14 protein-coding genes are annotated in these 13570 nt (G+C 40.6%); 11 read left to right on the top strand and 3 right to left on the bottom strand.

Annotation, left to right across the window (positions count from 1 at the left end):
* The first annotated feature begins 120 nt into the window (after positions 1-120).
* The gene (locus A3GQ_RS0105425; protein ID WP_028776188.1) at positions 121-732 is read left to right on the top strand and encodes a tetratricopeptide repeat protein; all 612 of its coding nucleotides are present in this window, start codon (positions 121-123) and stop codon (positions 730-732) included.
* Here the strand turns inward: A3GQ_RS0105425 and A3GQ_RS0105420 are convergent.
* Positions 727-1143 carry a hypothetical protein gene (locus A3GQ_RS0105420; protein ID WP_028776187.1) on the bottom strand — a complete coding sequence of 139 codons (417 nt, stop codon included), beginning with the start codon at positions 1141-1143 and terminating at the stop codon, positions 727-729. The genes A3GQ_RS0105425 and A3GQ_RS0105420 overlap by 6 nt on opposite strands.
* Before the next feature lie 78 nt (positions 1144-1221).
* Positions 1222-1611 (bottom strand): hypothetical protein, encoded by a 390-nt coding sequence (locus tag A3GQ_RS26690; RefSeq protein ID WP_156877558.1) that lies wholly within the window; start codon positions 1609-1611, stop codon positions 1222-1224.
* 869 nt (positions 1612-2480) lie between these two features.
* On the opposite strand from A3GQ_RS26690, the gene A3GQ_RS0105405 reads away from it, so the two are divergent.
* Complete coding sequence (locus A3GQ_RS0105405; RefSeq protein ID WP_028776185.1) at positions 2481-2810, top strand: hypothetical protein; 330 nt, start codon at positions 2481-2483, stop codon at positions 2808-2810.
* On the opposite strand, the gene A3GQ_RS0105400 is transcribed toward A3GQ_RS0105405, so the two are convergent.
* Positions 2798-3013, bottom strand: a complete 216-nt coding sequence (locus tag A3GQ_RS0105400; protein WP_028776184.1) for a hypothetical protein — start codon at positions 3011-3013, stop codon at positions 2798-2800. The two genes, A3GQ_RS0105405 and A3GQ_RS0105400, sit on opposite strands and share 13 nt — an antisense overlap.
* Before the next feature lie 249 nt (positions 3014-3262).
* Here A3GQ_RS0105400 and A3GQ_RS26685 point away from each other — a divergent pair, with 249 nt between their 5' ends.
* The 9 genes from A3GQ_RS26685 (at position 3263) to hslU (ending at position 13562) form a co-directional block, all read left to right on the top strand.
* The gene (locus A3GQ_RS26685) at positions 3263-3406 is read left to right on the top strand and encodes a hypothetical protein (protein WP_156877557.1); all 144 of its coding nucleotides are present in this window, start codon (positions 3263-3265) and stop codon (positions 3404-3406) included.
* A 158-nt stretch (positions 3407-3564) separates the two neighbouring features.
* Positions 3565-4725 (top strand): ADP-forming succinate--CoA ligase subunit beta, encoded by a 1161-nt coding sequence (sucC, locus tag A3GQ_RS0105390; protein WP_028776183.1) that lies wholly within the window; start codon positions 3565-3567, stop codon positions 4723-4725.
* Positions 4726-4749: 24 nt separating this feature from the next.
* A complete protein-coding gene (gene sucD / locus A3GQ_RS0105385; RefSeq protein WP_028776182.1) occupies positions 4750-5655 on the top strand; it encodes a succinate--CoA ligase subunit alpha in 906 nt (301 codons plus the stop codon).
* Between the two features lie 126 nt (positions 5656-5781).
* The gene (locus A3GQ_RS0105380) at positions 5782-6765 is read left to right on the top strand and encodes a Gfo/Idh/MocA family protein (protein ID WP_028776181.1); all 984 of its coding nucleotides are present in this window, start codon (positions 5782-5784) and stop codon (positions 6763-6765) included.
* A gap of 192 nt (positions 6766-6957) precedes the next feature.
* The gene (gene dprA / locus A3GQ_RS0105375) at positions 6958-8049 is read left to right on the top strand and encodes a DNA-processing protein DprA (RefSeq protein ID WP_037464017.1); all 1092 of its coding nucleotides are present in this window, start codon (positions 6958-6960) and stop codon (positions 8047-8049) included.
* 159 nt (positions 8050-8208) lie between these two features.
* Positions 8209-10284 carry a type I DNA topoisomerase gene (gene topA / locus A3GQ_RS0105370; protein ID WP_028776179.1) on the top strand — a complete coding sequence of 692 codons (2076 nt, stop codon included), beginning with the start codon at positions 8209-8211 and terminating at the stop codon, positions 10282-10284.
* A 2-nt stretch (positions 10285-10286) separates the two neighbouring features.
* Positions 10287-11618 (top strand): FADH(2)-oxidizing methylenetetrahydrofolate--tRNA-(uracil(54)-C(5))-methyltransferase TrmFO, encoded by a 1332-nt coding sequence (trmFO, locus tag A3GQ_RS0105365; protein WP_028776178.1) that lies wholly within the window; start codon positions 10287-10289, stop codon positions 11616-11618.
* Positions 11619-11639: 21 nt separating this feature from the next.
* A complete protein-coding gene (hslV, locus tag A3GQ_RS0105360) occupies positions 11640-12179 on the top strand; it encodes an ATP-dependent protease subunit HslV (RefSeq protein ID WP_028776177.1) in 540 nt (179 codons plus the stop codon).
* Between the two features lie 3 nt (positions 12180-12182).
* Positions 12183-13562: an ATP-dependent protease ATPase subunit HslU gene (gene hslU / locus A3GQ_RS0105355; protein ID WP_028776176.1), complete on the top strand. Its 1380-nt coding sequence runs from the start codon at positions 12183-12185 to the stop codon at positions 13560-13562.
* Positions 13563-13570 lie beyond the last annotated feature (8 nt).

Genomic DNA, 13570 nt, shown 5'->3' with positions numbered 1-13570 from the left:
CTGATGGATATCATGCCCAAAAGCTCCTCTCTGACTGGTTTTCCTTCCTATGTTTATGCTTCCTAATAAGGTAAGGTCACCCATATTCGTGCTATAATAAAGAGGGGAAGGGGTCAAAAAATGAAATTATCCAAACTGAAAGAAAAACTGCCTAACTTATCACATTATATGCAATACAATCCTTCACAATTTCTGCGAGAACAACCAGTAGATGAAGAAGAATTAAAGGCAGTAATAGAGGAAGCCAATACATATTTACGGCAAATATTGCAAGAACCAAAAGTGGATCCCCAAGTACTGATTTACCTATACAGTTATTTAGGTAATGGTTATCGGGTATTGTACCAAACGACAAAAGCGGTTCAGTATTTGGAAAAAGCACTGGATTTAACGAAACAAGAAGAAGATTTACAAGGAGAACTTCGTGCTCTTATTCGGCTTGGTGAAGCTTTTAAATACGATGAAAGACATGAAGCTGCTCTTGCTTGTTTTGAACAAGCGCTAGCGATAAGCAGTTACAAAGACTTAGAGAAGTACCGGGATTTTGCCTTACAACATATGGGGAAATGTTTACTGGAGTTAGGGGAGTTTGAAAATGCGATCCTTCGGTTCGAAGAAGCGTTAGAACTGCGAAAAAAGAAAAACAATCCTTCCCTCGTTTTGGCAACAGAGACCGCGATCGTTTTAACTCACATTATCAAAGAAGATGAGGGAAGTACGCCCAGTCTATAGCATATGTGGATGAGTAGATCGGAATTGTTGAATGACTTGTCCATATGATTGCTCTGGAATATCCATGAGTTCGCTTTCTCTCAAAAAGAAGAAATAAGGGATGCTGTTTATCTCTTTTTTCGTATAATACATACCGACAGTTTGATCGTGAAAAGCAAAAGTTGCTCCAAGTATAACAGGTATTTCCTTTTGATCCTCTGACAAAAGGACTTGAAAGAAGTAAGGTTCAAGTTCATCCAATATACGTTCCCGATATGTTTCCCCTGGATACCGGAGGGTGAGTGTATCGGGTGTTTCTGTTTCTACTATATATATATCTTTTCGTGTTTCTTTGTCCCAGATGAGAAGGACATGCTGGATATGGTGATGAGAAAAGATGTATTGATGTTCAGTAGCAAAATGTACGTTCAAGGGAAAAACCTCCTTAAAATGCGCGGCGCCCAAGCTTCGTACGTGATGTACGATGCTCGGGCGACCATAGATCCAGTGTTATCCGAAGATGTCACGGATCCTGCTGCTCACCTCTCCGGAGGGAGTGGTGGGAGCGGGGGTGATCACAGGCATGGCCTGCAGTCGGTCGTTGATGACGTGAAGCGCCGAGAAGAGCTTCTCGTTGCGCTCGATGAGCTGAGCCGCTTCTTCCGGGTGCATGCGCTGCTGGAACACGTAGTTCACGATGTATTCGAGCTGAGCGCGAAGTGTCATCTGACCCTTTTCGTAGTAGTACTTGCCGTCGATCTCTCCGCGGAACGGGAGGTCAACCGTCTGAGTCAGCTGGAAGAACGCCTCGTTGCAGGCGGACTTGAGCTGGTCGTCATTTTCATCGATCTCACGCTGCGGGAGCAGGGGGATGAGAGCGAAGAGAATGGCACCAATCATGATGGGACCTCGACCTTTCCGTGTGCCTTTCGGCGACCAATACTTGTCTTAATTATGATTATACGGGCAATTTTGTAGAAATGCTACCTTTTCCAAAAATTATAATGTTTTATGATCAAGTCTGTCTTGCTAAAGGAAGGTAGTCACTAATGCATAAGCATGGTTGGATTAATCAGTGTGAGGAATTTTCAAGACAGAGGTGAAAAAGCAAATTCTAATTAATTGATTGAAAATTACATATTTATTCAGAGCTCTTCTCAAAAGCTTTGAAGTATTGTTATAGTAAAATTACTCGATGTGAACAAATGTTCGCATCATACCTTCAGGAGATGAATCCATGGCTGGTTTCAACGGCGGTTCCGCGATCGACATGTCCGGTCCCCTCCCGCAGGTGCCACCAACGTCCCGCTCACCGAGCCGGCACCGCAGCCCGCTACGCCGGCGATCACGGGGCAGCCGAACGCGGAGACGAAGGCTCCGTCGGCGTCTCCCACCTACGGTGGGACTGTCGTGAAGTAGATCTCCTAGCTACCAACTAGTCGAGATCCGTCCAGGATAACTGGAGCGCCGGTCGCAGAGCAATCTGTGACCGGCACCCAAATGTAAATAATGAATAAACGATAAATAACCGCCTTTATTAGCCGATTTGGCTTTTAAGGCGGTTTTAATTTTGAGATAATGGAGATAACTCTTTTATCGTTTTTTTACTTTCTTCTATGATAAGAAGTTTGTTATGAATGGAATATACGAAGATCTCCTGTCTAATTTCCTTTTTATTCATAAATTCTAATTTGTGCTACAATATTTGAGTATGGGGCAAAGAAATTCGTTTGAGTCTTCAAATAAATATAAAAATGGATAATAATCGGATGAATAAATCACTTAAGGATGGGGATTATCATTTGAGCTTTACCAAACAACGTATTTTACATATGTGGGAACTAGAAAAAAAGCGATTGCAGTATGTACTGCCTTTGGCTGATGACGATATGGATTGTTTGACACTTGGTTATCAGATGATGTCACGAATGGAATCACTTATTTATCGTGCTTACCAAGAGGATCATCCTGATAAAAAGCCATACATGATTGATGTTATTTATTGGATGGAAGATCAAGGTTGGAACGAGATGAGTCAAGAATTTATGTATCTGCTTGATCAATCCAAAGCATATAATAAAGCCCATCAAGATGGATAGGCTTGTTTGCTTTTGATTTTATTTTTACCTTTATTACCTAACGACATAGCTTGCTGGATATCTCGTTCATATTGTTCTCGCTCTAATTGTTTGATTTCGCGTTCTTCTTTTTTCTTCTTGACTCTTACACTGTAGTCTTTGCTTTTGTAATTACTGTGAAACAAACCAAATCCATATTTTTGCTTAGCATCATACCATTTCATCAATAACTCTCCTTTTTAGGAGACCCACATGGTGAACTTTTTGTGCTCTGTATTTTTACAATTGGTGGGATTCCTGTATCGAATAGCGAACCTGTGTTCTATTGTACTCATCTTCCTTCTTTTTGTCATCTCTTATTTTTTGCTCCTTAGAAGCCTGTGAAAGGGAGAAGTTGGATGTAGCCAGATTAAGATGTATTCCTTCCTTTTTTTTGGTATACTAAGCCTGTTGTAAGAGGGGAGGTCCTTTTGATGAGTGCACAAGTGCAGGCACATGATGATTCAAATGAAAACAAAGAGAATGAGTTCCTCGATTTTATGGTATCCGCTGGGGTATTTGGTGGATTACTCTTCGGCATATTTATCATTGCTACAATCGTAAAATTAATGATGTAAGGACACCATCATCAGGTGTCCTTTTTCTCTTGGCAAGCTTTCACAGATAAGCTATACTTGCAAGGGAGCCAAGGGAGAAAAACTCGGCGGATGATTTCTATTTGCCCCTTACATATATACCCTGATTGGCTTTTTATCTATGGACTGGAGGATGGAGCATGAACGTACATGAGTACCAAGGAAAAGAAGTGCTAAAGAAATTTGGCGTCCAAGTACCAAATGGATATGTTGCTTTTAATGCTGATGAGGCAGTACAAGCAGCGCAATCCTTAGGTGGCAACCTATGGGTGGTAAAAGCACAGATCCATGCAGGTGGTCGTGGAAAAGCTGGTGGAGTAAAACTAGCAAAAAGCTTAGATGAAGTACGTGAATTTGCAAATGAATTAATTGGAAAAGTACTAGTTACACATCAAACTGGTCCAGAGGGCAAGGAAATCAAACGTCTTCTTATTGAAGAAGGCTGCCCTATTGAAAAAGAATACTATATCGGTGTTGTTATTGATCGTTCTACAAACTCTGTTGTGATGATGGGTTCTGAAGAAGGTGGAACCGAAATCGAAGAAGTAGCAGAAAAAACTCCTGAAAAAATCTTTAAAGAAGTGGTGGATCCTGCTGTAGGTTTACTACCGTTTCAAGCTAATCGCCTAGCAAATCGGATTAATATTCCAAAAGAAAAAGTAAGAGAAGCTGTGAAATTTATGCTTGCTCTCTATCGAGTATTTGTAGAAAAGGATTGTGCAATAGCAGAAATAAATCCGCTTGTTACAACGACTGATGGTCGTGTAATGGCCTTAGACGCAAAATTAAACTTTGACTCCAATGCGTTGTATCGTCAAAAAGATATCGTAGCACTCCGCGATTTAGACGAAGAAGATGCAAAAGAGATCGAGGCTTCCAAATATGATTTGAGTTATATTGCCCTAGATGGAAACATTGGCTGCATGGTAAATGGTGCTGGACTTGCAATGGCAACAATGGACATCATTAAACATTACAGCGGCGACCCAGCTAACTTCTTGGATGTTGGGGGCGGTGCAACTGCTGAGAAAGTGACAGAAGCTTTCAAAATCATTTTGTCAGATGAAAAAGTCAAAGGTATCTTCGTGAATATCTTTGGTGGAATCATGAAATGTGATGTTATTGCAGATGGTGTCATCCAAGCTGCAAAACAAGTGGAATTGGATCGTCCTCTCGTCGTTCGTTTAGAAGGAACGAATGTAGAGCTTGGTAAGAAAATGTTAAATGAGTCCGGTCTTGCAATTGTAGCAGCAGATTCCATGGCTGATGGTGCACAAAAAATCGTCGAGTTAGTGAAATAGGTTGGATAGAGAGGAGCATGCAAGGTGAGTATTTTTGTTAATAAAGACACAAAAGTGATCACACAAGGGATCACCGGAGCAGTGGGTTTGTTTCATACCCAACAAGCACTTGCGTATGGAACTCAAGTAGTAGGTGGTGTAACACCTGGTAAAGGTGGTACGACGGTTGAAGGTCTTCCTGTCTTCAATACGGTTGTAGATGCAGTAGCTGCAACTGGTGCTACCGCTTCTGTTATTTATGTAGCAGCTCCATTTGCTGCAGACGCGATCATGGAAGCGATCGATGCAGAACTTGATCTTGTTGTATGTATTACAGAAGGTATCCCAGTTTTGGACATGGTAAAAGTGCGTCGTTATCTTGAAGGCAAGAAAACTCGTTTGATTGGACCTAACTGTCCTGGAGTTATTACCCCTGATGAGTGTAAGATCGGTATTATGCCTGGATATATTCACAAAAAAGGTCATGTTGGTATCGTTTCTCGTTCCGGTACCTTAACTTATGAAGCAGTGCATCAGTTGAGCACACGTGGTATTGGACAATCTACTGCTGTTGGTATTGGTGGAGACCCAGTAAACGGAACTAACTTTATTGATGTATTAGAAGCATTTGAAAATGATCCAGAAACCAAAGCAGTTATTATGATTGGTGAAATTGGTGGAACCGCAGAAGAAGAAGCAGCAGAATGGATCAAAGAAAACATGACCAAACCTGTGGTTGGATTTATCGGTGGACAAACTGCACCTCCTGGAAAACGTATGGGCCATGCTGGTGCGATTATTTCCGGTGGTAAAGGAACAGCTGCTGAGAAGATTGCTACTTTGGAGCGTTGTGGTGTATCTGTAGCATCTACTCCTGCTGTTATTGGCGAAACGCTTGTAAACTTGTTAGAGGCAAAAGGATTATTGGATGAATTTGTAGTAAAAAGCTAATTGTCTGAAAAAGGAACCCGATAGTGGTTCCTTTTTCTATAGGAAAATTTCAAACATAGGGAACTCATCTACTGAAAAAGGCATACCAAAAAGATGTTTTCCATCGATAGAAATAGGGTGTGTAAGTTGAATATTGCAACGATAGGCACAGGACCGATCGTAGACAGCATGATGCCTGCGATCCAAGAGTTAGAAGATATACAATGTATTGCCATGTACTCACGGAAAGAGGAAACAGCAAGAGCATTAGCTGAAAAACACAAGATCACTACTATTTATACCGGACTAGATGCTATGCTGATGGATCCGAGTATTGATGTTGTGTATGTTGCATCCCCAAATAGTTTGCATTATACACACTCATACCAAGCGTTACAAAAAGGTAAACATGTAATTTGTGAAAAACCATTTACCTCTACGGTTCAGGAATTAGAAGTACTTATTGCGTTAGCAAAAAGCAAAAATCTGCTGTTATTCGAAGCAATTACAACGATTCATTTACCAAATTATCAATTTATTAAGGAGAATATATCAAAACTTGGACCAATCAAACTTGTTCAGTGTAATTATAGCAAGTACTCCAGTAGGTATCAGCAGTTGCTAACTGGTGATACACCAAATATATTTAATCCAGTATATTCTGGTGGAGCACTTATGGATATAAATATTTATAATTTACACTTTGTGGTACATTTATTTGGAAAACCGGCATTGGTAACTTATATGGCTAACAAACATTCCAATGGCATTGACACGTCTGGTGTACTGGTTTTAAGATATAAAGATTTTATAGCTGAATTAGTAGGAAGCAAAGATTCCAATAGTATGCATTTTGCAATGATTCAAGGGGAAAACGGCTATTTACATGTGGAAAGCAGCGTTGGTGAGTGTAGAAAAGTGATGCTAGATGTACCAGATCAAAAGATGGAGTGGAATAACCAGACAAATGCCAATCAGCTATTTTACGAAATGCAGACATTTCATCAGATTTACCAAGCTGGCGATACAACCACATGCTATCAATTGCTGGATCACAGCCTTGCTGTCATGCAGATAGTAGAAACAGCCAGAAAAGATGCTGGCATTGTTTTTTCAGCTGATAAACACTAATTGGCTACTCATTTGATAACGAAGTAGCCGCCTTTTGAAAGTGTTAGCCAAACTAGTACTCCCTCGCTTGACAAAATCTAATCTGAAGTTTAGACATGAAAAGGATTATGATACGATTTTGTCGTAAAAAGCAATTAGCAGGAAAGAGGAACCTGTAAAGGTTCTTTTTCCGTTTCAAAGGAGGCTTCGCTATTGCTGCGAGAATCATTCATTGCTATTCATCATTTATCAGGAGTTGGATGGGCGACAATTGGGCGGTTGATTCAGTTGGGATGGGAAGGAGGCAAAATACCGGATAATATGGTGTGTCACTTGCCTGCAAAAGTAGCTCAGGTTATTCGCGATAATTGGTCTGGAGTTTATAGAGAAAAAGTATTTCAAGAGCTAAGTCAAAAAAATATTGATACACTGACAATTTTAGATGAAGACTATCCTCCGCTTTTGCGTGAGCTTCCGCAAGCACCATGGGTTTTGTATTTACTCGGAAATCGAAAATTACTCTCGACCAAATGTCTCGCAATGGTTGGTACACGAAAAGCGAGCACCTATGGAAAAAGAGTGACGGAACAATTGAGTCGTGAGCTTTCTCAAGCTGGTTGGACGATTGTAAGTGGAATGGCTGCTGGTATTGATGGGATTGCTCATCAAAGTGTTTTGGCAGCTGGCGGAAGTACAATTGCAGTTTTGGGTACAGGTATCGATGAAATTTATCCCAAATTTCATCATAAATTGTACAAACAACTTATTGAGTCGGGTCTCGTAATTTCTGAGTATCCTTCAGGTACACCTGGGCACCCTGGGCTATTTCCTCAACGTAATCGGATCATAAGTGGTTTATCTTATGGTACCGTTGTGGTAGAAGCTGCTGAGCGAAGCGGATCACTAATCACTGCTGAATTTAGCATGGAGCAAGGCCGAGAAGTTTTTGCTATTCCAGGTCCTATCCAATCACCAGGTAGCAAGGGAACGCTCTCTTTGATTCAACAAGGAGCGAAATGTGTACAGTCAGTTGATGATATAGTAGAAGAGTTGCCGAAATGGCGAACAGATCCAATATCAGAAGCAAAACAAGAGATTGCAGTAGCAGTATCTCTAACAGATACAGAAGAAGAAATTCTTACCTTCATAACAGATGAACCTGTACAGATTACGACGTTAATGGAAAGTGTAGTTGGAAAAATATCAATTAGCGATTTGCATACTTCTTTGCTATCCTTAGAATTAAAAGGATGTATTTCTCAACTACCTGGTGCACATTACGTAAATAAACTGGTTGTCTCGTGATATATGATACAAAAAGAGTTTAAATGCACTTCGGTAGACAAAAAAAGGCTTTCTGATCTACAAAAAAAATACATAAAAGGCATATCTGTTGTTGCACAACTTATGTTTGGTCTGGTATCTTAACAGTTATGAATGAAAGGCGAGGAAGGAGGGCCCCCGATGGCCGACTCGTTGGTGATCGTAGAGTCCCCAGCAAAAGCAAAAACAATCAGCAAATACTTGGGTAAAGGATATATCGTAAAGGCATCAATGGGCCATGTTCGAGATTTGCCAAAAAGCCAACTAGGTGTTGATGTAGAACAAAATTTTCAACCTAAATATATTACGGTTCGTGGCAAAGGCGATGTAATGAAACAATTAAAAGATGCCAAAAAACGTGTAAAACGCGTTTTTCTCGCAGCTGACCCTGATCGTGAAGGCGAAGCAATTGCGTGGCATTTGGCCAATAGCTTAAATATTGATCCTAGCGAGAGCTGTCGTGTAGTATTTCGTGAGATTACCAAACAAGCGGTAAAGGATGCATTTAAACAACCACGTCCCATTAATATGGATTTAGTAAATGCTCAACAAGCTCGGAGAATCCTCGATCGATTAGTAGGGTATGGAATAAGCCCTTTATTGTGGAAAAAAGTAAAACGAGGTTTAAGCGCAGGTCGTGTTCAGTCTATAGCTGTAAAATTGGTGATTGATCGGGAGAAAGAGATACGTAACTTCAAACCAGAAGAGTATTGGACGGTTACGGCTCATTTATCAACCGGAAAAGAAACAATAACTGCTCAGTTTTATGGATACGAAAATAAGAAAACGGAACTAAAAAAAGAGGCAGATGTAGAAAAACTTTTATCAGCAATCAAAGGGAAAAGATTTATTGTTTCAGACGTTCGGCTAACAGAACGAAAACGAAATCCAGCTCTTCCCTTTATTACAAGTACCTTGCAGCAGGAGGCAGCTCGAAAGCTTAATTTTCGTCCGCAAAAAACGATGGCTATAGCTCAGCAGCTGTATGAAGGTATCGAACTGGGTAAAAAGACAGGAAGTGTAGGTCTGATCACCTACATGCGTACCGATTCTACTCGTGTGAGTGATAGTGCAAAAGAAGAGGCCATGAATTATATTCGTCAAACATTTGGAGATTCTTATGTTTCCAAAGGAAGCAAAATCTCACCGAAAAAAGCAAATGCGCAAGATGCACATGAAGCAGTTCGTCCTTCCTCTGTGTTGCGTACTCCTTCAGAAGTGAAGGAATATTTGAAGCGGGATCAATTTCGGTTATATAAGCTCATTTGGGAAAGATTTGTTGCGAGTCAGATGGCATCTGCTATTTTGGACGCAGTAACTGCAGATATTCAAGCAGGGACTGCAACTTTCCGTGCAACAGGATCAAAAATAAAATTCCAAGGGTTTATGAAGGTATATATTGAGGGAACAGATGAAAAGAAACAGGAAGAAGAAAAATTTCTACCTGCTTTGGAACCAAAACAAAGCTTAACCAAGAAAAAAATTGATCCAAAGCAACACTTTACCCAGCCTCCTCCTCGTTATACGGAAGCTAGATTGGTCAAAACATTAGAGGAAAAAGGGATTGGTCGACCGAGTACCTATGCTCCTACTCTTGATACGATTCAAAAACGTGGATATGTATTGATGGAAGATAAACGATTTATTCCTTCGGAACTGGGTGAAATTGTTCTTAGTATGATGGAAGAATTTTTCCCAGAGATTTTGGATGTCACTTTTACTGCCCATATGGAGGAAGATTTGGATCAAGTAGAAGATGGACAAATCGACTGGGTGAAGTTGTTAGCCCAATTCTATAAGCCATTCCAGAGTCGCTTATCTGTAGCAGAGGAAGAGATGGCCGAGGTGGAGATTGCTGACGAAGAATCCGATGAGATCTGTGAAAAGTGTGGCAAGGTCATGGTATACAAACATGGCCGATTTGGTAAGTTTTTAGCTTGTTCAGGATTTCCGGAATGTCGAAATACGAAAGCAATCGTTAAATCAACAGGAGTTACTTGTCCTGCATGTCATGAGGGAGAAGTAGTAGAACGTAAAAGTAAGAAAAATCGCTTGTTTTATGGGTGCACTCGTTATCCAGACTGTGATTTTGTCTCCTGGGATAAACCAGTACCGCGCCCATGCCCTAAGTGTAAGGGTATGATGGTGGAAAAAAAGAAAAAGAAAGATACATTTATTGTATGCACCCAGTGTGATTACGAAGAGGAGAAAAATTGAACATGACTAGGGTTACAGTAATTGGTGCAGGGCTTGCTGGAAGTGAAGCTGCTTGGCAAATCGCTTCTCGTGGAATACCAGTTAAATTGATCGAGATGCGACCAGTTCGCAAAACACCTGCACATCGCGGGGATCAATTTGCAGAGTTGGTCTGTAGTAATTCTTTACGGGCTGACGGACTTACTAATGCGGTAGGAATATTAAAAGAAGAGATGCGTAAATTAACATCTTTGATCATAAAAAGCGCTGATTTACATGCGGTACCAGCTGGTGGAGCACTTGCTGTAGATAGAGAAGCATTTTCTCAGACTATTACCCGTACTTTATCCGAGCATCCTCTCATAGAAGTAGTCAAGGAGGAGGTAACAACATTACCTTCGGGTATAACCGTGGTAGCTACTGGACCACTAACATCACCTGATTTGTCCACTGAACTGCAAGCATTGACAGGAGAAGAATATTTATATTTTTATGATGCTGCTGCTCCCATTGTAGAAAAAGATAGCATAGATATGGAAAAAGTATTTCTCCAATCTCGCTATGATAAAGGAGAGGCTGCATATCTTAATTGTCCGATGAACGAAGGAGAGTTTAATCGATTTTATGATGCACTCCTCTCTGCTGAAGTGGCTCCTTTAAAGGAATTTGAAAAAGAGATTTACTTTGAAGGTTGTATGCCAGTAGAAGTAATGGCACGTCGAGGTAAGAAAACATTATTATTTGGACCAATGAAGCCAGTTGGTCTGACAGATCCACGTACTGGGAAACGACCATTTGCAGTTGTTCAACTAAGACAGGACAATAGTGCAGGTACATTGTTTAACCTAGTTGGATTTCAGACACATTTGAAGTGGGGGCCTCAAAAAGAGGTGCTTCAGATGATTCCCGGTTTAGAGAATGCTGAGATTGTTCGATATGGTGTCATGCATCGTAATACCTTTTTAAATTCTCCTCGATTGCTTTATCCGACTTATCAATTTCGTGGACGAGAAGATTTATTTTTCGCAGGCCAGATTACAGGAGTAGAAGGGTATGTAGAATCTGCTGCTGCAGGTCTCTTGGCAGGAATCAATGCAGCACGGCTTGCAAAAGGGGAACAACTCATAACTCTTCCTGCTACTACAGCAATGGGTAGTTTGGCTCATTACATAACCACAACAGATGCGAAGCATTTTCAACCAATGAATGCTAATTTCGGTCTTTTTGCTTCTTTGGAATCTCCCATGCGAGGAAAACGAGAACGAGCGGAACAGTATGCAGAGCGTGCATTAGTCGAATTAGAACAAATAGCGAGTGAGATCAATATTCAGTCCGATCATGCGATCATCTCATAATAGATAGGGAGTAGAGATTTAATGGAGCAATTTCATGCAACTACTATCTTTGCGATACGCCATAACGGAGCAGCTGCGATTGCAGGTGATGGTCAAGTTACATTTGGTAATCAAATGATCATGAAACACGGAGCAAAGAAAATTCGAAGGCTTTATCGCGGCCAAGTGGTGGCAGGATTTGCTGGATCAGTAGCAGATGCTATCACTTTGTTTGAAAAATTCGAGGGCAAATTAGAAGAATATCAAGGATCGCTAACTCGAGCAGCTGTTGAATTAGCGAAAGAATGGCGTACAGATAAAATGTTGAAGTCACTCGAAGCCATGCTCATTGTTTTGAATAAAGAACAATTACTTTTAGTCTCTGGAAATGGAGAAGTTATCGAGCCGGACGATGATGTCTTAGCTATTGGATCAGGCGGAAGCTATGCTCTGTCAGCTGGTCGTGCGTTAAAACGTTATGCACCGGATTTAACTGCGAAAGAAATTGCAAAAGCCTCTTTAACTATTGCGAGTGAAGTTTGTGTGTTTACCAATGATCAAATCATCGTTGAGGAGGCTTAAAACATGCTCACGCCAAGGGAAATTGTTACAGAGTTAAACAAACATATAGTAGGTCAAAATCAAGCGAAGCGGTCTGTCGCTATCGCACTACGAAATAGATACCGTCGAAGTTTATTGCCAATAGATTTGAAAGAAGAAATTGTACCCAAAAATATTTTGATGGTAGGACCTACTGGTGTAGGTAAAACAGAGATTGCACGTCGTCTTGCAAAATTAGTAGGAGCTCCTTTTATTAAATTAGAAGCTACTAAGTTTACAGAAGTAGGGTATGTTGGTCGAGATGTAGAATCGATGATTCGAGATCTTACCGAAACAGCTATTCGGATGGTCAAAGGAGAAAAATTGTCAAAAGTAACGGAGCAAGCCAAAATCTTAGCAGATGAGCGTTTAGTAGAACTTTTGGTGCCAGATAAAAAAACAGCTTCCTCCTTTAAGAATCCGATTGAGATGCTATTTCAATCCAATCAACCCAAAGAAGAACCTTCTAGAGAAGAAAGTGCAACCCTACGTTTGGAGCGCAACCAAATGGCTCAGAAACTGCGAAATGGAGAACTAGAAGATCAATTAGTCGAACTCGAAATTGAAGAGCAGATAGGGTCGATGTTTGACATGTTTGCTGGTATGGGCGGAGACCAAATGGGTATGAATATGCAAGAAATGTTTGGGAATATCATGCCAAAGAAGAAGAAAAAGCGCCGATTACCAGTAAAAGAGGCAAGAGAGGTTTTGATCCAAGAAGAAGGACAGAAATTGATTGATATGGATCAAGTAACACAAGAAGCATTGGAGAGAGTGGAGCAGTCAGGTATCATTTTCTTGGATGAAATAGATAAGATTGCTGGCAAGGATAATCATGGTCCTGATGTTTCGCGTGAAGGGGTGCAACGAGATATCTTGCCCATTGTAGAAGGATCGACTGTTGTTACCAAGTATGGTTCGATTCGTACCGATCATATTCTATTTATCGCAGCAGGTGCTTTTCATGTAGCAAAACCATCTGATTTAATACCAGAACTTCAAGGGAGATTCCCGATAAGAGTGGAATTAAAAGATCTTACTACGGATGATTTTGTTCGTATTTTGACAGAACCTAAAAATGCACTCTTAAAACAATATACTGCACTATTAGAAACAGAAGGGATCAAAGTGACATTTACTGAACCAGCTATACGTGAGATTGCTAGTTTAGCTGCAAATGTTAATAGTCAAACAGAAAATATCGGAGCCAGAAGATTGCATACCATTTTGGAGCGTTTGTTAGAGGAACTTTCTTTTGAAGCACCAGATATTACATTAGAAGAGATTGTTATCACTCCAGAGTATGTGAACGAGCGACTACGTAGCATCGTTTCTGATCGGGACTTGAGTCAGTATATATTATAAAAAAGAAG

This window comes from Shimazuella kribbensis DSM 45090 (assembly GCF_000428065.1).
Lineage (GTDB): Bacteria > Bacillota > Bacilli > Thermoactinomycetales > Thermoactinomycetaceae > Shimazuella > Shimazuella kribbensis.
Note: the sequence above shows the minus strand (reverse complement) of the source record. Positions and strands in the feature narration are given on the sequence as shown.

Excerpts from the sequence above, each read along its gene's own strand:
- hslU (WP_028776176.1), top strand. The coding sequence starts at position 12,183 with ATGCTCACGCCAAGGGAAATTGTTACAGAGTTAAACAAACATATAGTA.
- topA (WP_028776179.1), top strand. The coding sequence starts at position 8,209 with ATGGCCGACTCGTTGGTGATCGTAGAGTCCCCAGCAAAAGCAAAAACA.
- A3GQ_RS0105405 (WP_028776185.1), top strand. The coding sequence starts at position 2,481 with ATGAATAAATCACTTAAGGATGGGGATTATCATTTGAGCTTTACCAAA.
- A3GQ_RS0105400 (WP_028776184.1), bottom strand. The coding sequence starts at position 3,013 with ATGAAATGGTATGATGCTAAGCAAAAATATGGATTTGGTTTGTTTCAC.
- A3GQ_RS26685 (WP_156877557.1), top strand. The coding sequence starts at position 3,263 with ATGAGTGCACAAGTGCAGGCACATGATGATTCAAATGAAAACAAAGAG.
- trmFO (WP_028776178.1), top strand. The coding sequence starts at position 10,287 with ATGACTAGGGTTACAGTAATTGGTGCAGGGCTTGCTGGAAGTGAAGCT.
- A3GQ_RS26690 (WP_156877558.1), bottom strand. The coding sequence starts at position 1,611 with ATGATTGGTGCCATTCTCTTCGCTCTCATCCCCCTGCTCCCGCAGCGT.
- A3GQ_RS0105425 (WP_028776188.1), top strand. The coding sequence starts at position 121 with ATGAAATTATCCAAACTGAAAGAAAAACTGCCTAACTTATCACATTAT.
- hslV (WP_028776177.1), top strand. The coding sequence starts at position 11,640 with ATGGAGCAATTTCATGCAACTACTATCTTTGCGATACGCCATAACGGA.
- sucC (WP_028776183.1), top strand. The coding sequence starts at position 3,565 with ATGAACGTACATGAGTACCAAGGAAAAGAAGTGCTAAAGAAATTTGGC.